Origin of the sequence: Acinetobacter sp. YH12039, from assembly GCF_013420015.1 — a bacterium.
In the GTDB taxonomy this organism is placed as follows: Bacteria; Pseudomonadota; Gammaproteobacteria; order Pseudomonadales; family Moraxellaceae; genus Acinetobacter; species Acinetobacter amyesii.
Window position 1 is genome coordinate 45,791 of record NZ_VOZA01000015.1, and the last position, 22,182, is coordinate 67,972.

Here is a 22,182-nt window from a genome sequence, read left to right on the forward strand (position 1 = left end):
TTTCCTTGTTATTTATTTTTTAATGTATCGAAAGGTGAACCACTGGCAGCAGGTTTTTTCGCTGTAGTCTGCGTTTTTGCTGTCGTGGTAGTTTTCTTTTTGCTTGCTGCTGTAGTCGTTTGTTTAGACTTGGTAGACGCTGTATTGGTTCGTTTTTTAGCTGGTGTTGTCTGTTTAGATTTCACATTGCTCGAAGATTCTGTACTTTTTTCACGAACATCTGCTGCAGCAGACGTAGATTTATCAATCGTCGGCTGAATATAACGAATATTATCCGACAACACTTTGGCAGGAGAATAGGTCTGTTCATCTAGAGTACGATTTTCATTACTCCGCATATGATTCAGCGCATTATAAGAAATAGCGATACCTGCTAAAAAAGTGACATCAGTAAGTTCAGGCGACTGATAGTTCTTTTCTCGCAGCAGATTGACCGCTTGCAATGCTTTTAAATTGTAACCATTAGCTTGATATTTTTTGGCAATATCTACAAAAATTTCATTTTTTAAGTTCTCATTTTTCTTATTTTTTTTGTCGCATAACTGATTATAAAAACCAATAATCTCTGGATCTGTATCACCTACTGCCAGTGGATAATCCTTTAAACAGGATTTTTTCACAGATGCCGCTTTATCTTTTGCAAAAACGGTTTGTGTTAAACTGGCTGCTAAAATTATAGGTAATAAAACACTAAATTTATTCAAAATTTCCTCTGTATTTCTACGTGCTAAAACTTAATTTATGTGGAGAAATCACCACTTATTTTCCCGTGGGTTTTCTCTTCATTTATCAAAATTAAAAATATGCTGCAGATTTAACAAAAAATAAGCACATAGAGTCAATACAAAAATGTGCCAAATGCTCCAAAGTTTGTCGACTATTTGTTTTTTTTTGTTTCATTTTATAAAAAAATCTTTTTCCTTTTTTTATTTAGTCTGTATTATATCGCCTAAAGCAAGACACTAATAATATATAAGGTGTTGATTTTAAAGTTTTTATTTTTATAGCAAGAAAAAAGAGATCACAGTCAAACTTGTAAAATTTCGTACTGTGGATTCTAAATTTGATGAGTTATTTATGAATAATTTAAAAGTTTTAATTACTAAACTTTCACCTCACGCCCGCATTTCACTCGAAAAATCAGCCAATACATGTATTTCACAGCAAAATTATGAAATCGAAATTGAACATTTTTTACTCGAATTATTAACCTATAACAATAAAAATGACCTCCAAATACTCTTAGAAAAATACAAAGTTTCTGCAGACGGTTTGGCAGATGACCTCAAAGAAAGTATTGCTCAACTACCAAAAGGAAATACGCGCACCCCTATTTTTGCCCAATCCATTGTGCGCTTACTTGAACAAGCTTGGTTATTAGCATCTGCTGAACAAGATCCACAAATTCGTAGTGGTCATTTACTTGTTGCGCTCCTTACCGCGCCAGATTTATACCAAATTGCAGCAAGAGCTTCTTCTCTTTTCGATTTATTACCTATCGATACGATTAAACATAAATTTTTAGATCTTTGCCTAAAGAGCATTGAAAATGAAGATTTAGCAACTGCATCACCAGATGAAAAATCAGCTGCTCAAACGAATGCAACAACGCCAGTTAAAACACCTGCTCTAGACCAATACACCATTAATTTAACTGAAAAAGCTAAAAATGGTGGCATTGATCCTGTGATTGGTCGTGAGTTTGAAATCCGCCTAATGCTCGATATTTTGATGCGTCGTCGTCAGAACAATCCGATTTTAACGGGTGAGCCTGGTGTTGGTAAAACGGCCGTTGTTGAAGGTCTGGCATTAAAAATTGCAACCAACCAAGTTCCAGATGCTTTAAAAAATGTCAGCATTCATACTTTAGATATGGGCTTGCTACAAGCGGGCGCCAGTGTTAAAGGTGAGTTCGAAAATCGCTTAAAACAAGTCATTCATGAAGTTCAAGCCTCTGCACATCCAATCATTTTATTTATTGATGAAGCACACACGTTGATTGGTGCGGGTGGTCAAGCAGGTCAAAATGATGCAGCAAACCTGTTAAAACCGGCGCTTGCACGTGGTGAGTTAAGAACCATTGCCGCAACCACATGGGCTGAATATAAGCAGTATTTTGAAAAAGATGCCGCATTAAGCCGACGCTTCCAAGTAATTCAGGTTGAAGAACCGACTGAAGAAGTCGCAATCGATATGCTGCGTGCCATGATTCCAGTGATGGCAAAACATTTCAATTTACAAATTGACGATGAAGCTATCGTTACTGCAGTCCATGCTTCGCACCGTTATATCACTGGCCGTCAATTGCCTGATAAAGCGATAAGTGTCTTAGATACAGCTTCTGCGCGTGTTGCGTTAACGCAAAATGCACAACCAGTAAAATTGGATCAACTTCAAGCTCAATTACATAATTTGAAGCTTGAATTGGCGATTCTTGAAAATGAACATAAGAATATTCCGATTCACCACGAACGCATTGAAAGTGTAAAAACACAAATATCCGCGCTTGAACAAGAGATTCAGTCAACAGAAACGCAGTGGAAAAAAGAACTCGAAATCGTTCAACAGATTAAAACGCTTGAACAAGAGTCCGAGCAAAAACCAGAAAATATTGAAACTTTAAGCAATATTCGTAACCAACTGGCAACTTTACAAGGTCAAACGCCGCTGGTTTTTGAACGTGTAAATGCTCAAATTATTAATGAAATCATTTCAGACTGGACCGGCATCCCTGTTGGTAAAATGGTGAATGATGAAATTCAGCAAATTTTGAAGCTTGAAGCACAGTTAGAACAACGTGTGATGGGTCAAGATTATGCACTGCATCAACTGGTACAAGGCATTAAAACCTCTAAGGCAAAATTGGAAGATCCAAATAAACCTCAAGGCGTTTTCATGCTGGTTGGCCCAAGTGGTGTGGGTAAAACCGAAACAGCACTTGCGTTAGCAAACGAGTTATATGGTGGTGAGTCACATTTAATCACCATTAACATGTCTGAGTATCAAGAAGCACATACCGTGTCGTCTTTAAAAGGTGCTCCTCCGGGCTATGTCGGTTATGGCCAAGGCGGCGTACTGACAGAAGCAGTTCGCCGAAATCCATATAGTGTGGTTTTGCTCGATGAGATTGAAAAAGCACACAGCGATGTTCAAGAGCTATTCTACCAAGTATTCGATAAAGGTACTTTGGAAGATGGCGAAGGTCGTGTAATTGATTTTAAAAATACCACGATCTTATTGACTTCAAATGCAGGCTCAAGTGCCATTATGCAGGCTTGTTTAAATCAGCCAGTAGAAGAATGGCCGTCAGCAGAAGAACTTTTAGATGTATTAAAACCAGCATTGTATAAACAATTTAAGCCGGCATTTTTAGGTCGTATGCGTATTGTGCCGTATTTCCCTTTACACGATGATCTGCTTGTACGCATTATTCAGCATAAATTAGGCAAAATCACCGCGCGTATTGAAAAACAATATGGTACGCAAACACGCTATACCGATGATTTAGTCGAATTATTATTAAGTCGCTGTACTGAGGTCGATAGTGGTGCGCGTAATGTCGACAACATTTTAAATGCGACGGTCTTGCCTGCTTTAGCCACTGAATTACTCATGGCAATGAGTGAGCAAAAGATTCCATCGGTCATTGAAATCGATGTCAAAGACGATGAAATTATTTATGTTTTAGATCCTAAAAGTAAACCTGCGAAAAAACGCAGCAGCAAAAAGACTAAAACCTTAGAAGCATAAGCTAGGAACGATGTAGAATATGAGTTTAGAGCTCGACGCTTTATTGCAACCGATTACGGATGATTTACCTTGCGGTAGTGATTTTTCATTTTCCAATGATTTTCATGCAATTAAAAAAGCTAAAACACAAGATGACCCACTCTTGGATCAAGGCGACTGGATCGCAGAACCGAAACAAGCAGATTGGGGCTTTGTGCACCAAAAATCGTCAGATCTACTTCGCGAACAAACTAAAGATATTCGCTTATATGGTTGGTTGCTTGAAGCGTGGACTCACATTCATGGTTTCGAAGGGATTGCCAAAGGGATTGAACTTACACAAAAAAGTTTGCAAGACTTTTGGCTACAACTTCATCCTGAAATTGAAGATGATGACCTTGATCAACGTCTAGGTTTATTACAAGGAATAATTAATCAAATCCCAACATTAATTAAATCAGTTTCAATCGTTCATGGCGCGGCAGCGTATTCCCTATCCGACTATGATCGACTACTTCATGTTCAAAACCAAAGACGTAAATCCAACCATGAAGATGATGATCAAGAAGAGTCTTTTAATGGTATGGAACAGTTTGAACATGCCTTGTTCAATACGTCAAAATCAATTCAATACCAGTATTACCAACAGTTTTTAGATATTTTAAACCATTGGGAAAACTTAAAAACGACTCTTGATGATTTGATGGGTTTAGATGCGCCAAGCTTTGCTGGCATTGACTCTCAAATCGAAATGATTCACTTGAGCTTAAAAAAAATCTATAAAGCAGATGCTTTTATCAATTCATCGAGCGCTGAACAGGTTCAATCAAATTCTCCAATTGAAAGCCAGACACTTTCCACTGTAACTTCCGTGCAGAATGATATGCAAATAATACAACAACAGCATACGCAGCAATTTAAACCTCAAGTGCAAAATCATCTTGAAAACCGTGAACAAGCCATGAAAGTCTTGCAAGATATTGCGGACTATTTCCAAGTGAATGAGCCGCATAGCCCTGTCAGTTATATGCTGCAAAAGACCATTAAATGGTCACAAATGCCACTGCATGAATGGTTAACTCATGTGATTAAGGATGAAAACCCTCTTGAAGCTGTACAAGAAATGTTAGGTGTTCAGCAACAAAGCAATGAATCGAATAGCGACTGGTAAAAACAATGTTTAAAGCAGAAAAAATTTTATGGGGTGAAGGATTATTTTTACGCCCACAACACTTTCAATTACAAGATGCTTATCATGAACAGCGTTTAAACCATACGGTTCGCGCAACGATACCGTTCGCTTATGGTATTCAAAGTTTAATTTTTGATGAATCACAACTCAGTACCAATATTTTGGCTTTGAATAAAGTCGAAATGATTTGGCAAGATGGCGAGATTTATCAAGCACCTGCACAAGATTTATTACCTGAGCCTGTACTACTTGATTCATTAAATTTACGTGGTGAAATGCAAATTTATTTAGCATTACCGATCGTTCAACCGAATAAACGAAACGTCAATTTTGAAGAAAATACCCAATCGAGTCGCTATCATTCACATTTGACTGAAACTCATGATTTGTTTACAGATGCGACGGCTGCTGAAATCACTTTATTACGCCGCCGTGCAGAGTTTAAAATCTTTGAATTAGGTCAAGAACCACAGCATAATCTTGATGGTTTCCTTTACATGCCTATTGGCCGAATCAAGCGCCAAAGTTCTGGTAATTTTGTTTTAGATTATCAATTTATCCCACCAATATTACATATTAGTTCGTGTGATTCGCTGATTACGGGGCTTAAACGAACGCTAAATATTATCAAAGCTAAAATAAAAACCATTCAATCGAATAATCGTGAAAACGAACAAAAGTTAATTGAATTCCGTTCAGGTGATATCGTGTCATTTTGGTTGGTTAATGCGCTAAATACTGCGCATGCAACCCTGAACCATTTATTGCAATATCCACTGATTCATCCTGAACGTTTATATTTTGAATTATTACGTCTGACAGGTTCTTTACTCACCTTCTCTACAGCTTATGAAGTAGATCAACTCCCACAGTATCAACATCATAATTTGCAAGAAAGTTTTGCTCAATTAGATGTGATTTTACGTGAGTTGCTCGATACGATTATTTCAAATCGATATATCAGTATTAACTTGAAAGAAACGCGTCAATCCTACTGGGTGGGCAGCCTTGAAAGTGACAAAATTACTCGCGATTCTCGCCTGTATTTAGCTGTTTCAAGTAGTGTGATGCCTACACATGACATTATTTCTTATGTACCGCTGCGCTTTAAAGTCGGTAATACCGTTGATGTTGAACAGCGTGTCATGGCGGCATTACCGGCTGTGCCATTGCAACATATGATGCAAGTGCCAACAGCAATTCCGGTACGTTCAGGTGTGAGTTATTTTGAAGTTGAGCCAAATAATGATTTGTATCAACGTATGCTTGATTCTGAATCCATCTGCGTTTACATACCAGCTGGCTTCCAAGATATCTCGATTGAACTTATTGCTGTGATGAATGGTTAAGGAGCAATCATGAATATTTCAAATAATGCCCCTTCACTTTTTGACGACGGTCAAATAGGATTAGGCTCTTCAAAACCAAGTGCTGAACCGAAAATCAACAGTTCAACTAATTTAGTTGATCTACTGCATGATGGGTTTTACATTGTTTTCTTACTCAAAAATCAATATGTTCCATCCAGCCCTGAAAGTTTCAGGACAAAAATTATGGATCTATTAAACCGATTTGAAAGCCAAGCCCGTAAGCTTCAATTCAGCAATGAAGATATCACGGACGCAAAATATGCCTATTGCGCTTTATTAGATGAAACCATTGTCACCCAACAAGATGCACGCTTTTTTGATTTACAAAACAATTGGATGATGAATCCATTGCAATTAAGTCTTTTTGGTTCACAGCTTGCGGGTTACCGCTTTTTCGAAAATTTAGAGCAAATTCGTTCTAAGAATAAAGATCGTTTAGCAGCACTTGAAGTTTATCATTACTGCATGCTCCTTGGTTTTCATGGTAAATACCGACTTGAATCGATTGAAATGCTCAATTCACTCGTTGCACGTGTCGGTGATGAAATTGATTATATGAAAGGTAAAAAGGCGTTTTCGCCTTTCGCGGCACTGCCGGATCAAATTAAAAACATTATTCACCGTGAATTACCATTTTTTTGGATCATTATCTTTTGGGCTTTGTTTGCTGTATTAGCATTTGGTGGACTGAAATATATGTTATCCAGTCAAAATAATCAGGCGTTATCACAATATCAAAATGTCATAACTGCACCATCGGAACAGGCTTATATCACCATTCATTTACCATAAGACTTAGACACCATGGCAAACGAAAAATCGAATAACGTTAGAATTTTACAGTCGACTCAAAAGAATAATTTACCGCCTTTAGCTCATGCTGCGATTGGCTTTCTTGTTGGTGCAGCGGTCATTATTGTTGCTGGCCTGGGATATTTTTATCTAAGTTCTGACGATCAGCCTGCAAATACAGAGATGACTACTTCTACCTCAACTGAAGATAAAACTGAAACTGAGGTATCCGCTGCGCCCCGTCAAAGTGAAAATGAACAAGCTTCAGCTGAAAAAGCACCGCAAACCGTTCATGCAACTGAAGAAAAAGATCCGGATAATGGTTTATATTCGAATGATTTAGCTACCGCTTTCAATCATGGAAATACAACAAAAGTGACTCAGCCTGTTCAAGCTGTAGCGAATAACCGTTCGCCTTTTGAAATTACCCAACCGCAGCGCCCTGTTGTAGCTGCTACAACAACCGTTAAACAACATATTCCAACCACATTAGCAAAACCTAAAGCTGCGCCAACAACAGCCAAGGTGACCAAGCCTACAGAGCCATCTACGAAAGCAGTAAAAGAAGATGAGCACTTCGAAGAACCGATGGGCGGAACGCAAATTTCTGAAACCAAACGTCCAAAAGTGGTTGCTGCAACAAGCACTGCCAATGCGACTGTGAGCGCTACAGTTTCTCCATGATCATTTTTTTGGTTAGTTGTTTCTTTGTCTTAGCACTGGTGACAGTGCTTTGCTTTTCTTATGAGCTAAGAATTAAAGTTCAAGATTTTTTCTTTCAAATCATTCCACAAAGTAAAAAAAGAATTCAACACGCCAAAAATTTTGCTTATGAACTGAACTATGCTGCAGCACCACAACAGATTCAATCACACTGGCATTTACAACAATGGTGGATTTTATTTGCAGGCTTCTTACTGTTTGCCAGTATTTTATTATTTGCTTTTACTCGCCCGATTACTGCAAGCAAAGTTGAAGCGGATTATTTACGTAAAGTCGATCCACAAATTTACGCCATGCTCGATGGACAGGTTTTAGATGCGCCTCCTGAAGTCGAAGAATATCTTGTTCAAGAAGCAATCGCTGAAGAAGCGGCAATGATTGAGCAGCCATCTGTTATGGCTTCAAGCTTTAACCCAGAAGTTCAAGATATCCATACGCATTCATACTCTACAGATGTGCCTTCAGCAGATCGTAAATGGCATAAAATGAACCCACGTTATAAGCAGCGTTTATTGATGGTGTTCAAAATCATGCGTGAACAACATGGTTATGAAATGGTTTTGCTTGAAGGTTATCGTAGTCCAGAGCGTCAAAATAATTTAGCCACCAATAAAAATACCACTCGTGCGCGTGGTTTCCAAAGTTATCATCAGTTTGGTTTAGCAGCCGATGTCGCCTTTAAACGCAATGGCAAAGTGGTCATTACTGAGCGAGATCCTTGGGCTATGCGTGGTTATCAACTTTATGGTCAAGCCGCTGAGTCTGTCGGTTTAACATGGGGTGGACGCTGGAAATCTATTCAAGATTATGGTCATACAGAATATCGTATGCCAGGCCTGAAAAAAACTGCAGAGATGGCGGCATTACTCACCTCTGAAGGTCAGCTTCAAGCCAATAACATTTCGATTGAGTAATATTTCGATGTTGTGCCTGCAAAATATATTTGAAGGCACACCGTATTAATTTAAAAAATTTTGTATTTGCTCTATAACTTCAGTTGTTTTTTCTGCATGTAACCAATGGCCTGCACCTTCTATTTCTACAATTTTCGCATGTGGAAATTGGTGTTCTATCGCCTTAGTATGTTCCGCTTTTGAAATATAAGGTGATTGTCCACCTTTGATGAACAATACAGGCTGTTGCCAAGTATTTTCAATATTTTCCCAACCAATAATCTGGTCATATTGTTTATACAACGCATCTACATTAAACAACCATTGTCCTTTGCTAAAAGACTTGAGCAGAAACTGTATCACCATATCGAAATGAATATACTCACGCATAATTTCAACCGCTTGTTGTCTAGATTGAATTTGTGCATTTTGTACAGCGATCAAAGCTTTAAATATTTCATCATGATGACGTTCTTGATATGCAAAGGGCGCGATATCCAGTACAACAAGTTGCACTACCCGCTCTGAGATTAAAGCCAATTGCATTGCGACCTTGCCACCCATGGAATGGCCAATCACTGAGAACTTATCGATGCCAATCGCATCTAATGTCTCAAGTACATCGTTTGCCATCTCACGATAATCCATTTCTGTACTTTGAGGTGATTTACCATGGTTTCGTAAATCAAGCTGAATGACAGAATGTGAATTTTGAAAAGCTCTGGCAAGCATCCCTAAGTTACTGAGGCTGCCAAATAAACCGTGAATAAAGACTAGTGGATGCGTTTCGCCCTCTAATTTTTGATGATATTCGTAATTTAGGATCATTTTTGAATACTTTGCTATGTTGATATTATGATGCCTAGTTGATGGAATGAAATCAAATGACAGTTAAAAATTATTAGTCTTACTTAGGCTATTTGTATGTGGTATATGATTTAACTTGCTTAGGCTATTTTATAAATAAAATAGCCAACCGCAATCAACCTAAAAGATCTTTGTCTTTAATTTGCAGATTTAAAGTGATTAAAAGGAATTTTTAAATAGCGAATACCATTCCCTTCTGGTTTTGGAAATTTACCTGCATCCATATTGATTTGTATTGCAGGTAAAATCAGTTTTGGCATAGCCAATTTTGCGTCACGCTGAGTTCGCATTTTGACAAAATCTTCTTTTTTCGTACCAACGTGGATATGAATATTCTGCTGTTTTTGCGCATGTACACTGCTTTCACAGCAGTATTCTGACCGATTTTCTGGTAAATAGTCATGGCATAAAAACAAGCGCATTTCAGGTGCTAACTGATAAATCTTTTGTACTGAATCGAATAATACTGCTGCACTGCCCTTGGGAAAATCACAGCGTGCTGTGCCATAATCAGGCATAAATAAGGTATCACCGACAAACACAGCATCATCACCAACCACATAGCTCAGACAAGCAGGTGTATGTCCAGGCGTTGGAATGTTATAGGCCTTTAACTCACCGATTTTAAATGCCTCATGATCTGCAAATAAATAATCAAAAGACTGATGTGAATTAAAATATTTCACATCAAAATTATAAATGGCGCTGAATGTTTCCTGCACAATCTTGATGTTATGGCTCATCGCAATTTTGCCACCAAGAACCTGTTTTAAATATTGAGATGCGGTTAAGTGATCTGCGTGCACATGCGTTTCTAAAATCCATTCTACGCTTAGGCTATTTTCTTGAATATAACGAATAATCAAATCTGCATGCTTCGTTTGAGTAGTTGCAGAAGCAGCATCATAATCCAATACACTGTCTATAATCGCACATCGGTTTGTTTGCGGATCGGATACCACATAACTAAATGTATTGGTATTTTCATCAAAAAAAGGTTGTACCTGTGCACGCTTTGACATTAATTTGCTCCCGCAAATTTTCGATGTAGATAGACGCCTGCAAACATCGCTATAACAAAATAAATCGCTTGATAATAGCCAAGCCCGATCAAAGTAAAGGCTGGCGCAGGACAAATCCCTGCAATCCCCCAACCTATTCCAAAGATAACACTCCCCATGACGAGTTTTGCATCAATTTGATTATTACTCGGTAATTCAATCGCCTTCCTATCAAAGGTTGTCGGTTTTGATTGACGAACTACCATTTGAAATGGAATAAATGCAACTGCAATGGCTCCCATCATCACAAAAGCTAAACTCGCATCCCACTGCCCTGTAATATCAAGGAAACTTAAGACCTTTTCTGGATTAGACATGCCCGAAATCATTAAACCTAATGAGAAAATTCCACCAAAAATAAAAGCCAATATATTTTTCATCATTAAGCTCCGATTACATGTCTCATTACATAAACTGTGATAATCCCAGCCAACATAAAACTAGCAGTTGCAAAGAATGAACGCTTAGAAAGACGACTAATACCGCAAATGCCATGACCGCTAGTACAACCTGAGCCTAATCGAGTTCCGAATCCAACCAAAACACCGGCAATGATCATCATCCATGGACTTGCATCCAGCTCGATTGTCACAGAGGTCAATTGCCCGTAGATAAAAGGCACAATAAAAAGTCCTGCTAAAAACCAGATCGCGGGTGTTTTTAAAATCGTTTGGCGATTCAGCGTTTGCGCAATTAAACCACTGATACCTGCGATTCGACCATGTACGTATAGGTAGCCAACTGCGGCCAGGCCCAATAAGGTCCCACCGAGAAAAGCAGTTAGAAATGGATGCATATTCATCAGCCACAAAACATTATATGTTTTTATAATATGTTATTTAGAAAAAGATGCAAGCTCTCACGCCGAAATATTCGTTCTAATTTGCCTTTTCCTAATTTAATAATTTAACGGTTCAAAGGTATTTGATTAATTTATTTAGAAATAATTTATAAACTTGAAAAATCACGGAATATTTCCTCGGAGATTTTTCAATAAAGGCTGTTTATTATGAAGTTAATTGAAATAATAGATAATTTATAGATCAATACTGATATCGCTGAGTGCATCGCTCACCCATGTTAAAGCATCTGAACCCAATTCTATAATATTCGAACCAATTTCAGCTAAGTCGGTCAAATCTAGAGAAGATAAAGGATCAAATGATGAATTGTTTTTTTGCTGTTCTTGTTCAGCTTGCTGCTCAATGACTTGATCTAGATCCGTTTGATCTAATGGAGATGAGTTTGAATGTTGTTGTAATTCATTGTCTATATTTTGCATAGAGTTATCCTGTTGTTTTTTATATCACTTACGATTGATATTACTTCGGTTCAAACTCTTTGAGCACCTTATCTACAAACCACCACGGTAAACGCTGAATACCCGAATTCATCTTTAAAATTTCAGCTTGTTCAATTTCCGCAATGAAAGACGCATGCTGTCCATCGGCAGAGTTATCAAATAAATAACTTCGATCCGTTGCTTCTACCGCCTGCATTAACAAATCCATACTTCGATAATAACGTTCACGAATTTTTTGTTCTGGCACGCCATGTCCACCCGTTTTCACTCGGTACTGAACACGTGAAATATTGATAACAGGATCAATAGTGGAAACATAATACAGATAGGTTCGAAAGCCTTTTCTTTTTGCTTCGCGTAGAAACTCCACCTTTGAAATATGGGACATCACTGTTTCAAAGGTAAAACTAATTTTTAGTTCTAAAAACTGCAAACGGATATAATCAATAATTCTTGCACAAAGATATGAGTCAATCTGGTCTGGATGAAACTCAATTTTCCACGGATCTAATATCTGAGGTTTACGTGCTAATAGAGGAATAAATGCTCCATTCGCGGGACGTTTTTTCGTATCTAGAAAGTCAATTAATGCTTCTGATTTTAAAGCGGGATGGTAATCCAACAAATTGAGCCGGTGTGAATGTTTCAGTTGAGCTTCGAGTTCATCCGCATTTAAATATGCCCCAATATGATGGGGCAATAAATATTCTTTAACTGTGCTTTTACCTGAACCATTTGGACCCGCGAACATTCTAATGCGAGGTTGTGGAGGCATGTATTAAACAATTTCCTCTATTTTCTTTTTTCGTTTTAAAATTTTTGGTAGATCATCCACTTGTACAAAGTCGGCTGATACATCTTTTAATTGTACTTCTTGACCATTTTGCAGACGTTGAACCAGTTGTAAACCTTTTACATAAACCACAGTGGATGACGCACTTGCTTGTTCAAAAGCATGGCGAAATGCATGGATAGCAAGGCTCGGGATCATATCGTCCTCATATTGGCTTGCTTTCATTACTGAAGTATAAGCTGTCATGTAAACAACTCCTCAAACATCAAAAATAATGTGTTCAATCATCTTATCATACTCGCAATATTTGTCTATTTATCCATCAGTCATCCTGAGAAGAAATTGATAAAAATTCAAAGTGCTTAAATCATTTAATTGTATTGCTCGAAAAGAATGTCGTATATGAATCAATGTGTGTGAATAGTTAATCAAGAATTATGTAAAAGTTACCTACATTAGATTTATCACCCAATTAAGCATTTAATTTTTCACAAAAAAATAGCCACTTATTCAGTGGCCAAAAGAGAACGACATCAACAAGTTGATGTATTAGTACTGACCTATGCAACAGGACCAGGGATGTTTGTTGCATATAAATCGTTCTAACCTGATCATAATAATGTGATGTACTTATCATTTTAAGCATATTTCATATCATTTTCTGACAATCTACATTTTCAACTTCTAATATTGTTAGAAACTGCACCTATAGTGAATAATGCTGTAATAATTTTGAAATATTAGACCATTTCGAATTATGAAAAATAGAACAAAATGAAAGAAAGTTAGACTAGAGCCCAAAAGTTTAAGAAGAGAAATTTAAACCTAAATTATTTTGTAGGACTCGAACAAAATGCACTTTCGTTTAAGCCAGATGACTGCATACTCTGTTGCTGTTGTTGTAAATAGTGCTGTGAAGCCACTTGCATTAGATTGGCCATTTCAAGAGCTGAGTTTTGCTGAGATATTTCTAAAATCTGCCGATATGCATTCAATCTTAAACAAAAAGCTTGAGTTTGCTGCTGACCCGTTGCTGTAGATGCAGGGTCATCCAAAATGGCTTTGGTTGAATTAATTTGCTCAGTATATGCTTGTATCTGAGCATTATATTCAGCTTGAGTCAGTTGTGGAGTAAACGCTTCATTCACATTTGCATGTATTACAGATGCAATAAACACAGAGAAAATAAGGACATAAATTTTATACATCATCGGAGAATGCATAAATTAAGCCTCATCACCTTCTTTCCAGACATCTTCATAATCATCAGCATCGATCATAAAACGATAGCCCACATCCAAAGCTAAATACGGTAGCACTTCAGGCACAACATCTTGCAGTTTACGCACAGTCATTGTTTCAAAGTTATCTGCGCCTTCAAGCTCGCCGCCATAAATATACCAACTGACATTTTCATCACCTTCTGCAGGCTTACGAATACCAACTATTGGATCTTTATTTAAGGTATGGACAGCCACAGCAATTACATCATCGCCCTGCACTTCTACATATGCAGAACCCACTTCTTCACATAAAAGTTTTTGTTCTGCAATCAGTTCTGCCAAAGGTGATGAATTTTGCGTATGTTTTGCCATGTTTGTTCTCAGGCCATATAGGTTTCGGGCATTCTACCGTGAATTACACTTATATAGATAAATTTTTTCCGTGCGAAAGCATTCGAGCCTTGTTTTATCAATTCATTTATAGAAAAAGACTCAATGCGGTAGATTCCACCTAAAAGTATAAACAAGAAGAAAGGAAACTTATTCAACACATATACCGCTAAAACATAGAAATAGACGAATAAAAAATAGAATCAGCATGCAAACAGCAAGCTTCTTTACCGCCACAGATTTAACTTTTGCCAATGCCTGTGCAAATTTGGACAAATACCCGATTTTCCAAACTTACATGATTTATGAAAGAAATCGTCAATGCCTTGCACGCTTCATACATTCAAAACACTGACTAGAAAATACACAGGATGGTTAATACGCTTATATATAGGACTATAAAGTATGACGTAGCTAGGCAATAGATGCTCAGCTTATCTAAAGCTGCCTACTTATAAGGAAATGCTCCCACAGAATATTCAATTCACTGAGGCAAACAAAATATCTAGCGTGAGCCCTATCATTTATGAAAACCTTTTATTGGCCTAGAAATATGCTTTATAAACCATAGAAAAAGTAACTATCTTTTAATTTTTATATACTTAGCACACAAACCTGATTTATTCTTTCAAATAACTCGATTGAAAACTGAGAACAATTTAGATTCCTTTACGCGTGAAATAAGTTAAACCTTAGAATTTTTTAAGTCGCTGTATAAATACCATCTTTACGACTATGCATGCGTAGGCAGTTCAACTGACGATCTATAAGACAAATGTACAGGCCATCTCACCTTTCAGATCATTTGTACTGGTTATTGCTAAACGTACGCACCACGATAAAGCAAGTTTACACAAAAGATATCAACAGTTTTAGCCAATTGGGTTTAAAATGATGTCCTACAATATAATGATAAAAATGTAATCTTTTAACATTGCCAATTCTCTGCAAAGTTCGCATTATATAGCCCATTCTCGGCACATGCTTTTCACGTCAATTCAAAGAAATTATAAAAAAAATGTGGGATTTTATGCCATAATGAGCAAACTTTGCAGGTATCTTGCAAAGTAAATTTGCAACTTTTTATTGGAGCAGGCTAAATGAGCTCGACCATTTTGGTCATTCATGGACCGAATCTCAACTTACTGGGAAAACGTGAACCCGAAGTTTATGGCTATCTAACACTCGATGATATCAACCAAAAACTGATTTCACAGGCTCAAAACGCTTCCATTTCTCTCGACACTTTCCAAAGTAATTGGGAAGGCGCTGTCGTCGACCGAATTCATCAAGCGCAACAAGAAGGCGTTCAATTCATCATTATTAACCCAGCAGCCCTAACACATACTTCGGTTGCTGTGCGTGATGCCCTTCTTGGTGTAGCCATTCCGTTTATCGAAGTACATCTATCAAATGTCCACGCTCGCGAAGCATTTAGACATCACTCCTATCTATCTGATAAAGCCGTTGGCGTTATTTGTGGTTTAGGTGCAAAAGGCTATGCCGCAGCACTAGACTTCGCCATCGAAAAAATTCAACCAACTTCTCAATCTTAATTAGGAATACTGTTCATGGATATCCGTAAAATCAAGAAACTCATCGATTTGATGATTGAATCTGACTTACAGGCGATTGAAGTTAAAGAAGGCGATCAATCGATTGCTCTAACTCGTCGCAATCCAGTAGTTGCTGCCGCTGCGCCTGCTATGGCTGCTCCTGCCGCTGCGCCTGCTGCACCTCGTTCACCACGTGGTGCTGTTGAGCCGTCTCCTATGGTTGGTGTGTTCTATGCTGCGCCAAATCCAGGTGAAGCACCATTTGTGAAAGTTGGTCAAACTGTATCTGCTGGTGAAACACTCGGTATCATCGAAGCAATGAAAATCATGAACCCAATTGAAGCAACTCAAAGCGGTGTAATTGAAGAAATTTTGGTTAAAAATGGCGAAGTGATCCAATTCGGTCAACCATTATTCCGCTATCGCGCTTAAGACCACGGGGAATCACAATGTTGCAAAAAGTTTTAATTGCAAACCGTGGTGAGATTGCGCTCCGCATCACCCGCGCTTGCAAAACTTTAGGAATTAAAACCGTAGGGATTTATTCCGATGCCGACAAAGACCTAATGCACTTACGCTTCTGTGACGAAGCTGTGTGCATTGGACCAGGTGCCAGCAGCGAAAGTTATCTCAATATCCCTGCCATTATTACAGCGGCTGAAATCACCGGTGCAGATGCCATCCATCCAGGTTATGGTTTCTTATCTGAAAACGCTGAGTTTGCAGAAATTGTAGAAAACTCAGGTTTTATCTTTATCGGTCCGCGTCCTGAACACATTCGCTTAATGGGGAACAAAGTTTCTGCCATTATTGCGATGAAAAAAGCTGGTGTACCGACTGTTCCGGGTTGTGACCATGCTGTAACGATTCACAATGCATTGGCAGAAGCCAAAGAAATTGGATTTCCATTGATCGTAAAAGCTGCCTCTGGTGGTGGTGGTCGTGGTATGCGTATCGTTGAACGTGTAGACACGCTACTCGAATCTGTACAAGCTGCTCAACGTGATGCGGAAATGTGGTTTGGTGACGACACCGTTTATATGGAACGTTTCCTTCAAAAGCCACGCCATGTCGAAGTGCAAGTTCTTGCAGATGGTAATGGCCATGCAATTCACCTTTATGATCGTGACTGTTCATTGCAACGTCGCCATCAAAAAGTGCTTGAAGAAGCGCCTGCACCGGGTTTACCTGAAGAAGCACGTGCGCATATTCTTGAAGCATGTGTAAATGCTTGTAAATTAATGCAATACCGTGGTGCTGGTACATTTGAGTTCTTATTTGAAGAAGGTGAATTCTTCTTTATTGAAATGAATACTCGTGTACAAGTAGAACATCCTGTTACTGAGCAAGTAACTGGTGTGGATATTATCGAGCAACAATTACGCATTGCTGCTGGCTTAGGTTTGGATCTTCAACAAGAAGATATTCAACTTAAAGGTCATGCGATTGAATGTCGTATTAATGCAGAAGATCCATCTACATTTATGCCTTCACCGGGTAAAATCGACCATTTTTATGCACCGGGTGGCGCAGGTATCCGACTAGATTCTCATATCTATCAAGGATATAGCATCCCACCATACTATGATTCAATGATTGCAAAACTCATTGCGCATGGTAAAGATCGTGACACCTCTATTGCGCGCATGAAACAAGCCCTAGAAGAGATTATCTTAACTGGCGTGAAAACCAATATTCCGCTACATAAAGATTTGATTCTTCAAGATAAAAATTTCTGCGAACAAGCTATGGATATTCACTATCTTGAAAAGCATTTATTGAAAAAAGTCGAAGGACATGAAGATAAATAAATCTTCAACGTCAAAAAAACCACTCAAATGAGTGGTTTTTTATTTTCATAAGAAGAAATATCAATATGTCATACTTAAGGCAAAACTCGACGCAATGTCGCAAAACACTGCTGAGCCTGATCATTGGCACAGAAATTAATAACCGATGGACTTTTCCACTTTACAAAGTACTGTGAAATTTCGCCGGTTTGATCTTGAATATTGCCCGAACAATCCATCTGATTATTGTCATATTTTACTTGTAAAATCAGTGCTGGAATTTGCACATTCGGATCTTGCGCAGGTTGATAGTCATATACCCCAGATGACCACTCTTCACCACTTTTGATCACTACATCATTATTGCTCTTAAAATTATAATATTCGACGCACTTTTTGTTGGTCGGAATTTCCATGCCCCATAAGCCAACCAATTCAGAACGTGTTGTCACCCTAAAGCTATTTATAGCTTCAACTTGATTTTTAGCCTCTGAATTTTGAGTTGTATTCTTATTATCTGCCGCCATCACCAACGATGAACTCAACATGAGTAAAACTGTAAGATATGCTATTTTCATACATTTAATCAGTCATATAAATCATGCTCTTAAAGTAACACATTTTTTTACAAATCCGCGGTTTATCACATTTTCATAACAATCATTTTTCATCTTTATCCAGAAAATCAATCTCCGTTAACGAAACTACAAATCAGCTAAATGCCAAACAAATCACACTATTTACAATAAAATAATATAAAATCTTTTTTATCGTTTAATATTCGAAAAAAACGAATTCTCCCATATTTAACTTAGGCTTACATAAGCTAATGAAACTGCATTCGAATAGTCTTGCTCCGCTTAATGCACGCCACAGCATGGCTTTTGTCATAGTCGCTGCAGTTATTCTTTGCTGCTGCTTAGTCGGTATTTTCAGCCGCCCATTAAGCTATTTAGCGATTTTTTGGCCTGCGAATGCAGTATTGTTAGCAATATTCTTAAGGTTCCCTAAACTGAGTAATCTGGGAGGATGGTTAGGTGCATTTACCGGTTATATGCTCCCAGATTTAGTGACAGGCAATTATTTCCAACTCACCCTATTTCTTACTTTTTCAAATTTAACCAACAGCATGGTATCGTTATTTTTTATGCGATATTTTCAGGTGAACTATCAAAACTATAATAAAGGTTTCACCTTTCTGACCATGATTGTCATCATCGCCTGTGGTGGATGCCTTGCGGGTGCACTTTTTGCTATTTTCACCGTGCCTTATATTCCCAATACGTTTATGTCGACCGATCGATTGTCGATTGATTTTGGTATGTGGTGGATTACCGAAATATTGAATGCGCTGATTATATTACCGCTTATTCTGTCTTTTCCTAAACTGGCCGATCTTAAACTTTATTTCAAAGATCGACGTCATCAAAGCTTTCAGATCAATAAAATATTTCCGGCAATTGCAGTTGTCTTCTGTGTATTTTTAACAGCCGTTTCTGCAGGTCCAGGGGCAATTCTCTACCCTTTAGCGGCTCTAATTTGGGCAGCATTAACCTATCGATTATTTACCTTATCACTGATTAATGCCGTGGTAATTTTAGCGACCTATTACAATTTAAATGCGTTCTACTTACACGATTCTTCATTAGCCTATTTATCGACAGCAATTTCAGTTCGTATTGGCCTAGCCATGCTGATTCTCTCGCCGTTAATTCTTTGTATTATTAGCCGAAATCGGCACGAACTATATAAAGAGGTTTTATACCTTGCAAATCATGATAGTTTAACGCATGCGATGAATCGTCGATATTTTTTCGAGCAAGGTGAGCTTTACCTACAAAACCAAATTCAGCTTAACTTTTCCATTATCATGATGGATATTGATCATTTTAAACAATTAAATGATCAATATGGGCATTATGTCGGTGACCAAGTTTTACAAGAATTTTCGAGTATTGTGCGTAAGAATTTACGTGAAACTGATTTATTTGCACGAATTGGGGGAGAAGAGTTTAGTGTATTACTTACCAACATTGCAGCACCTGAAGCCCAAGGTATCGCTGAACGTATCCGAAAAGTCGTTGAAACCACACCAATTAGTATCGATGAACAAAATACAATATATATTACTGTGAGTATCGGCCTAATACACCAGTCTTTGCCCAATGCTCCAAGTTTGCAAAGTATGATTAATCAAGCTGATCAGGCATTATATCAAGCTAAAGAACTCGGCCGTAATCAAGTGATTTTAGTCCATTGAGACTTTTCAATATACTGAATTGTTTCAAGCTGGCTTTTGGTTCGTTTTAGGCAAGCCCACGACCAAAAACATGGCAGGTATAACCGCCAGTCCTGCGATCATAAAAATAACGGGTCCCGAAAGCATGTCCCAATATCGTCCTGCTAAAATACTGCCACTCGCAACACCTAAGCCCCACATGGTACTGTATAGCGCTTGACCACGCCCTTGTTGACTTGCGGTAAAATTTTGAAAAATGATTCGCATCGCGATTAAGTGGAATAATCCAAAACTAAATGCATGAATCGTTTGCGCAGCAAATTGAGTGATAAACACCGTCGGATATAAGCCTACAATCAACCATCGCATCCCTGTTAGCCCCAAACAAATGAGCACTAAGTTACGCCAAGAATATCGATTAAAAAAGACATTGGCATAGGCAAACATAATGATTTCCGCAATGACTCCGACAGACCATAAAAAACCGATTTGGCTCGTCGAAAAATCGGCCTGCTTAAGGTAATTGCTATAAAAACTATAAAACGGTGCATGCGAAAAGAGCAGAAAAAATTCAATGATAAAAAAACTCGCTACAATAGGCCGTTTTAAGATAGGCCAAAGTGGTTCAAGTTTTTTCTGTGAAGATGGTGCAGTAGCGGGCTCTTTAATCGTAAATGACCAAATAAATGCGAGAAATGCAATGCATAACAACATGATAGGAAGCATGGAAACAGGTATTATTTCTAGCAAAGCCCCTATTCCAAATACCCCAACAATGAAACCAACTGATCCCCATTTTCTGACTTTTCCATAAAGTTCTGCACGCCGCTCAGCTAACCAAAATAAAGTTACTCCTTCAAACTGAGCCAATATAGCATTTTGAAAGAAACTAAAAACCAGCATGAGTAATGCAACAGATTGAAAACTGTTGGGAATTATAAAAATCAGAAACCAAATACAGGCTTCCATCCATGTTGCGATTCGAACTAAAAGCATGCGCTTGCCGGATTTATCTGCAATCCAACCCCAAATAAATGGGGCAAAAAAACGTGTCACAATTGCAATCGAAGATAAAACCCCTATTTCTTGATAATTAAACCCTTGATCCTCTAAATACAAACTCCAATACGGCATGAATGTACCCACTATTGAATAATAGAAAAAGTAGAATCCACCTAGTTTTGTTTGGATTGGAATTGATTGCATTTGGTTATATTCACTTGTATTTTCAAACACTTAAATAAGTTAATGGTTATATAAGATTGCACTCATTTGGCTGTATTTGTAGCTCAACAGTCTACAAATGAGTCTACAAATTGCAAAAAAATATTTTTTTTGATTTTTTGTAGACTGCTTTAAAAACTCATTAATTTTCACTATTTTATCACTGTTTTTCGCATAAAAGAAAAACCGCCCGAAGGCGGTTATTTTTGACGATGAAAGTTATAAATCTTTTGGAGTATTTATTTTATTGACGAGCTAGAGATGGAAATAAACATTCAACAATACGTTGGGTACTCCATAAACCAATTTCTTGATGATGCATATGAGGCGCTAAATACTTTAGAAGTTTGTTGATCTTATATCCTGTATTCGTATTTCCATCAAATTGTTTCTTAAGCTCAGCCATTTCATGGTTAGCTAAATAATTAAATGAATTGGTCTCTAGGAAGTTTTTCACATACTCATTATTCACTTGATTTTGCTTAGGATCTATAGATTTGCCAGCAATCCAATCATAAATAAAAGTTTTTTCAACAGCATTAAACACTCCAAACATTTTACCATCTTCGTCGTGAATCATCTGCCAAAATCTACTCTCTTCAGGTGGTCGATTCAATTTTATCCAGCCCATACGTACAAGCTCAAAAATAAACTCTTCAACACTATCATCTTCAGACAGCCATTCATTCGTCGTTCTATTGTTAAACATACATTTATTACTATGCATATGTTTACCAACGATCGCCTTTTTCTTAAATATTTCTAGCACCATCTTTTCAGTGCTTAAATTTTTAATTATCTGAACTGAACTCATTCCTTTGTTATTTAGGAGATAGCCGATTTTGAGTTTACGAATGAAAGAGGTGGATCAGGAAATTTGAACAACACTTATAAGTGATATTTTGCTCCCCAAATGATGTTATAAACATCAATATATGGAGTATTTTATGGCACGTAGACCAAGAAGAAATCATTCAAATGATTTTAAAGCTAAGGTAGCACTTGCTGCGATTAAAGCAGAAAAAACACTTGCTGAA

Annotated in this window: 23 protein-coding genes; 10 read left to right on the plus strand and 13 right to left on the minus strand. The window is 37.7% G+C overall.

Translation table 11 applies throughout. The features are described 5' to 3' along the window. Positions 1–8: 8 nt before the first annotated feature. Positions 9–704 carry a hypothetical protein gene (locus FTT98_RS08550; protein ID WP_111885475.1) on the minus strand — a complete coding sequence of 232 codons (696 nt, stop codon included), beginning with the start codon at positions 702–704 and terminating at the stop codon, positions 9–11. 373 nt (positions 705–1,077) lie between these two features. Here FTT98_RS08550 and tssH point away from each other — a divergent pair, with 373 nt between their 5' ends. The 6 genes from tssH to FTT98_RS08580 are packed head-to-tail and all read left to right on the plus strand — an operon-like array spanning position 1,078 to position 8,720. Beyond that, complete coding sequence (gene tssH / locus FTT98_RS08555) at positions 1,078–3,750, plus strand: type VI secretion system ATPase TssH (RefSeq protein WP_180177264.1); 2,673 nt, start codon at positions 1,078–1,080, stop codon at positions 3,748–3,750. A gap of 19 nt (positions 3,751–3,769) precedes the next feature. Next, positions 3,770–4,900, plus strand: a complete 1,131-nt coding sequence (tssA, locus tag FTT98_RS08560; RefSeq protein ID WP_180027198.1) for a type VI secretion system protein TssA — start codon at positions 3,770–3,772, stop codon at positions 4,898–4,900. A 5-nt stretch (positions 4,901–4,905) separates the two neighbouring features. Further along, positions 4,906–6,270: a type VI secretion system baseplate subunit TssK gene (gene tssK, locus FTT98_RS08565; protein ID WP_180152698.1), complete on the plus strand. Its 1,365-nt coding sequence runs from the start codon at positions 4,906–4,908 to the stop codon at positions 6,268–6,270. 9 nt (positions 6,271–6,279) lie between these two features. Next, positions 6,280–7,083 (plus strand): type IVB secretion system protein IcmH/DotU, encoded by an 804-nt coding sequence (icmH, locus tag FTT98_RS08570; protein WP_078190778.1) that lies wholly within the window; start codon positions 6,280–6,282, stop codon positions 7,081–7,083. 12 nt (positions 7,084–7,095) lie between these two features. Beyond that, positions 7,096–7,767, plus strand: a complete 672-nt coding sequence (locus FTT98_RS08575; protein WP_180116904.1) for a hypothetical protein — start codon at positions 7,096–7,098, stop codon at positions 7,765–7,767. Beyond that, on the plus strand, positions 7,764–8,720 hold the full coding sequence (locus tag FTT98_RS08580; protein ID WP_180008112.1) for a M15 family metallopeptidase: 957 nt from the start codon (positions 7,764–7,766) through the stop codon (positions 8,718–8,720). The genes FTT98_RS08575 and FTT98_RS08580 overlap by 4 nt, the downstream gene beginning before the upstream one ends. Positions 8,721–8,765: 45 nt before the next feature. On the opposite strand, the gene FTT98_RS08585 is transcribed toward FTT98_RS08580, so the two are convergent. The 9 genes from FTT98_RS08585 to FTT98_RS08625 form a co-directional block, all read right to left on the minus strand. Then, positions 8,766–9,527 (minus strand): alpha/beta fold hydrolase, encoded by a 762-nt coding sequence (locus tag FTT98_RS08585; RefSeq protein ID WP_180177265.1) that lies wholly within the window; start codon positions 9,525–9,527, stop codon positions 8,766–8,768. Positions 9,528–9,703: 176 nt separating this feature from the next. Then, complete coding sequence (locus FTT98_RS08590; protein WP_180177266.1) at positions 9,704–10,588, minus strand: MBL fold metallo-hydrolase; 885 nt, start codon at positions 10,586–10,588, stop codon at positions 9,704–9,706. After that, complete coding sequence (locus FTT98_RS08595) at positions 10,588–11,007, minus strand: DUF6691 family protein (RefSeq protein ID WP_180054914.1); 420 nt, start codon at positions 11,005–11,007, stop codon at positions 10,588–10,590. Before FTT98_RS08595 ends, FTT98_RS08590 begins: the two co-directional genes overlap by 1 nt. 2 nt (positions 11,008–11,009) lie before the next feature. After that, positions 11,010–11,423, minus strand: coding sequence for a YeeE/YedE family protein (locus FTT98_RS08600; protein ID WP_180054639.1), 414 nt, complete (start codon positions 11,421–11,423; stop codon positions 11,010–11,012). Positions 11,424–11,663: 240 nt separating this feature from the next. Further along, the gene (locus tag FTT98_RS08605) at positions 11,664–11,909 is read right to left on the minus strand and encodes a hypothetical protein (RefSeq protein WP_180008109.1); all 246 of its coding nucleotides are present in this window, start codon (positions 11,907–11,909) and stop codon (positions 11,664–11,666) included. A gap of 40 nt (positions 11,910–11,949) precedes the next feature. Further along, the gene (locus FTT98_RS08610; protein ID WP_257230197.1) at positions 11,950–12,705 is read right to left on the minus strand and encodes a zeta toxin; all 756 of its coding nucleotides are present in this window, start codon (positions 12,703–12,705) and stop codon (positions 11,950–11,952) included. 3 nt (positions 12,706–12,708) lie between these two features. Beyond that, positions 12,709–12,969 (minus strand): hypothetical protein, encoded by a 261-nt coding sequence (locus FTT98_RS08615; RefSeq protein WP_180005523.1) that lies wholly within the window; start codon positions 12,967–12,969, stop codon positions 12,709–12,711. A 584-nt stretch (positions 12,970–13,553) separates the two neighbouring features. Further along, complete coding sequence (locus FTT98_RS08620; protein WP_257230198.1) at positions 13,554–13,934, minus strand: hypothetical protein; 381 nt, start codon at positions 13,932–13,934, stop codon at positions 13,554–13,556. Positions 13,935–13,949: 15 nt separating this feature from the next. Next, positions 13,950–14,318 carry a hypothetical protein gene (locus tag FTT98_RS08625; protein WP_078190788.1) on the minus strand — a complete coding sequence of 123 codons (369 nt, stop codon included), beginning with the start codon at positions 14,316–14,318 and terminating at the stop codon, positions 13,950–13,952. 1,118 nt (positions 14,319–15,436) lie between these two features. Here FTT98_RS08625 and aroQ point away from each other — a divergent pair. The 3 genes from aroQ to accC are packed head-to-tail and all read left to right on the plus strand — an operon-like array spanning position 15,437 to position 17,703. After that, positions 15,437–15,892, plus strand: coding sequence for a type II 3-dehydroquinate dehydratase (gene aroQ / locus FTT98_RS08630; protein WP_180022653.1), 456 nt, complete (start codon positions 15,437–15,439; stop codon positions 15,890–15,892). Between the two features lie 15 nt (positions 15,893–15,907). After that, positions 15,908–16,324, plus strand: coding sequence for an acetyl-CoA carboxylase biotin carboxyl carrier protein (gene accB / locus FTT98_RS08635; RefSeq protein ID WP_078190790.1), 417 nt, complete (start codon positions 15,908–15,910; stop codon positions 16,322–16,324). Positions 16,325–16,341: 17 nt separating this feature from the next. Then, positions 16,342–17,703 carry an acetyl-CoA carboxylase biotin carboxylase subunit gene (accC, locus tag FTT98_RS08640; protein WP_078190791.1) on the plus strand — a complete coding sequence of 454 codons (1,362 nt, stop codon included), beginning with the start codon at positions 16,342–16,344 and terminating at the stop codon, positions 17,701–17,703. Between the two features lie 74 nt (positions 17,704–17,777). On the opposite strand, the gene FTT98_RS08645 is transcribed toward accC, so the two are convergent. Next, complete coding sequence (locus FTT98_RS08645) at positions 17,778–18,260, minus strand: hypothetical protein (protein ID WP_168379494.1); 483 nt, start codon at positions 18,258–18,260, stop codon at positions 17,778–17,780. Positions 18,261–18,511: 251 nt separating this feature from the next. Here FTT98_RS08645 and FTT98_RS08650 point away from each other — a divergent pair, with 251 nt between their 5' ends. Continuing rightward, positions 18,512–19,942, plus strand: coding sequence for a GGDEF domain-containing protein (locus tag FTT98_RS08650; protein ID WP_180177267.1), 1,431 nt, complete (start codon positions 18,512–18,514; stop codon positions 19,940–19,942). A gap of 24 nt (positions 19,943–19,966) precedes the next feature. On the opposite strand, the gene FTT98_RS08655 is transcribed toward FTT98_RS08650, so the two are convergent. Together FTT98_RS08655 and FTT98_RS08660 are read right to left on the minus strand one after the other, a co-directional pair. Further along, a complete protein-coding gene (locus tag FTT98_RS08655; RefSeq protein ID WP_180177268.1) occupies positions 19,967–21,127 on the minus strand; it encodes an MFS transporter in 1,161 nt (386 codons plus the stop codon). A 262-nt stretch (positions 21,128–21,389) separates the two neighbouring features. Next, entirely contained in the window at positions 21,390–21,959 is a 570-nt protein-coding gene (locus FTT98_RS08660; RefSeq protein WP_180042250.1) for a hypothetical protein, read from the minus strand. Between the last annotated feature and the right edge of the window lie 223 nt (positions 21,960–22,182).

What these genes read in the sequence shown, in the direction of transcription:
- accB (WP_078190790.1), top strand. Translation starts at nt 15,908, where the DNA reads ATGGATATCCGTAAAATCAAGAAACTCATCGATTTGATGATTGAATCT.
- FTT98_RS08585 (WP_180177265.1), bottom strand. Translation starts at nt 9,527, where the DNA reads ATGATCCTAAATTACGAATATCATCAAAAATTAGAGGGCGAAACGCAT.
- tssK (WP_180152698.1), top strand. Translation starts at nt 4,906, where the DNA reads ATGTTTAAAGCAGAAAAAATTTTATGGGGTGAAGGATTATTTTTACGC.
- FTT98_RS08655 (WP_180177268.1), bottom strand. Translation starts at nt 21,127, where the DNA reads ATGCAATCAATTCCAATCCAAACAAAACTAGGTGGATTCTACTTTTTC.
- icmH (WP_078190778.1), top strand. Translation starts at nt 6,280, where the DNA reads ATGAATATTTCAAATAATGCCCCTTCACTTTTTGACGACGGTCAAATA.
- FTT98_RS08615 (WP_180005523.1), bottom strand. Translation starts at nt 12,969, where the DNA reads ATGACAGCTTATACTTCAGTAATGAAAGCAAGCCAATATGAGGACGAT.
- FTT98_RS08580 (WP_180008112.1), top strand. Translation starts at nt 7,764, where the DNA reads ATGATCATTTTTTTGGTTAGTTGTTTCTTTGTCTTAGCACTGGTGACA.
- FTT98_RS08645 (WP_168379494.1), bottom strand. Translation starts at nt 18,260, where the DNA reads ATGAAAATAGCATATCTTACAGTTTTACTCATGTTGAGTTCATCGTTG.
- FTT98_RS08625 (WP_078190788.1), bottom strand. Translation starts at nt 14,318, where the DNA reads ATGGCAAAACATACGCAAAATTCATCACCTTTGGCAGAACTGATTGCA.
- FTT98_RS08620 (WP_257230198.1), bottom strand. Translation starts at nt 13,934, where the DNA reads ATGATGTATAAAATTTATGTCCTTATTTTCTCTGTGTTTATTGCATCT.
- tssA (WP_180027198.1), top strand. Translation starts at nt 3,770, where the DNA reads ATGAGTTTAGAGCTCGACGCTTTATTGCAACCGATTACGGATGATTTA.
- FTT98_RS08650 (WP_180177267.1), top strand. Translation starts at nt 18,512, where the DNA reads ATGAAACTGCATTCGAATAGTCTTGCTCCGCTTAATGCACGCCACAGC.
- tssH (WP_180177264.1), top strand. Translation starts at nt 1,078, where the DNA reads ATGAATAATTTAAAAGTTTTAATTACTAAACTTTCACCTCACGCCCGC.
- FTT98_RS08575 (WP_180116904.1), top strand. Translation starts at nt 7,096, where the DNA reads ATGGCAAACGAAAAATCGAATAACGTTAGAATTTTACAGTCGACTCAA.
- FTT98_RS08660 (WP_180042250.1), bottom strand. Translation starts at nt 21,959, where the DNA reads ATGAGTTCAGTTCAGATAATTAAAAATTTAAGCACTGAAAAGATGGTG.
- FTT98_RS08610 (WP_257230197.1), bottom strand. Translation starts at nt 12,705, where the DNA reads ATGCCTCCACAACCTCGCATTAGAATGTTCGCGGGTCCAAATGGTTCA.
- accC (WP_078190791.1), top strand. Translation starts at nt 16,342, where the DNA reads ATGTTGCAAAAAGTTTTAATTGCAAACCGTGGTGAGATTGCGCTCCGC.
- FTT98_RS08590 (WP_180177266.1), bottom strand. Translation starts at nt 10,588, where the DNA reads ATGTCAAAGCGTGCACAGGTACAACCTTTTTTTGATGAAAATACCAAT.
- aroQ (WP_180022653.1), top strand. Translation starts at nt 15,437, where the DNA reads ATGAGCTCGACCATTTTGGTCATTCATGGACCGAATCTCAACTTACTG.
- FTT98_RS08605 (WP_180008109.1), bottom strand. Translation starts at nt 11,909, where the DNA reads ATGCAAAATATAGACAATGAATTACAACAACATTCAAACTCATCTCCA.
- FTT98_RS08595 (WP_180054914.1), bottom strand. Translation starts at nt 11,007, where the DNA reads ATGAAAAATATATTGGCTTTTATTTTTGGTGGAATTTTCTCATTAGGT.
- FTT98_RS08600 (WP_180054639.1), bottom strand. Translation starts at nt 11,423, where the DNA reads ATGCATCCATTTCTAACTGCTTTTCTCGGTGGGACCTTATTGGGCCTG.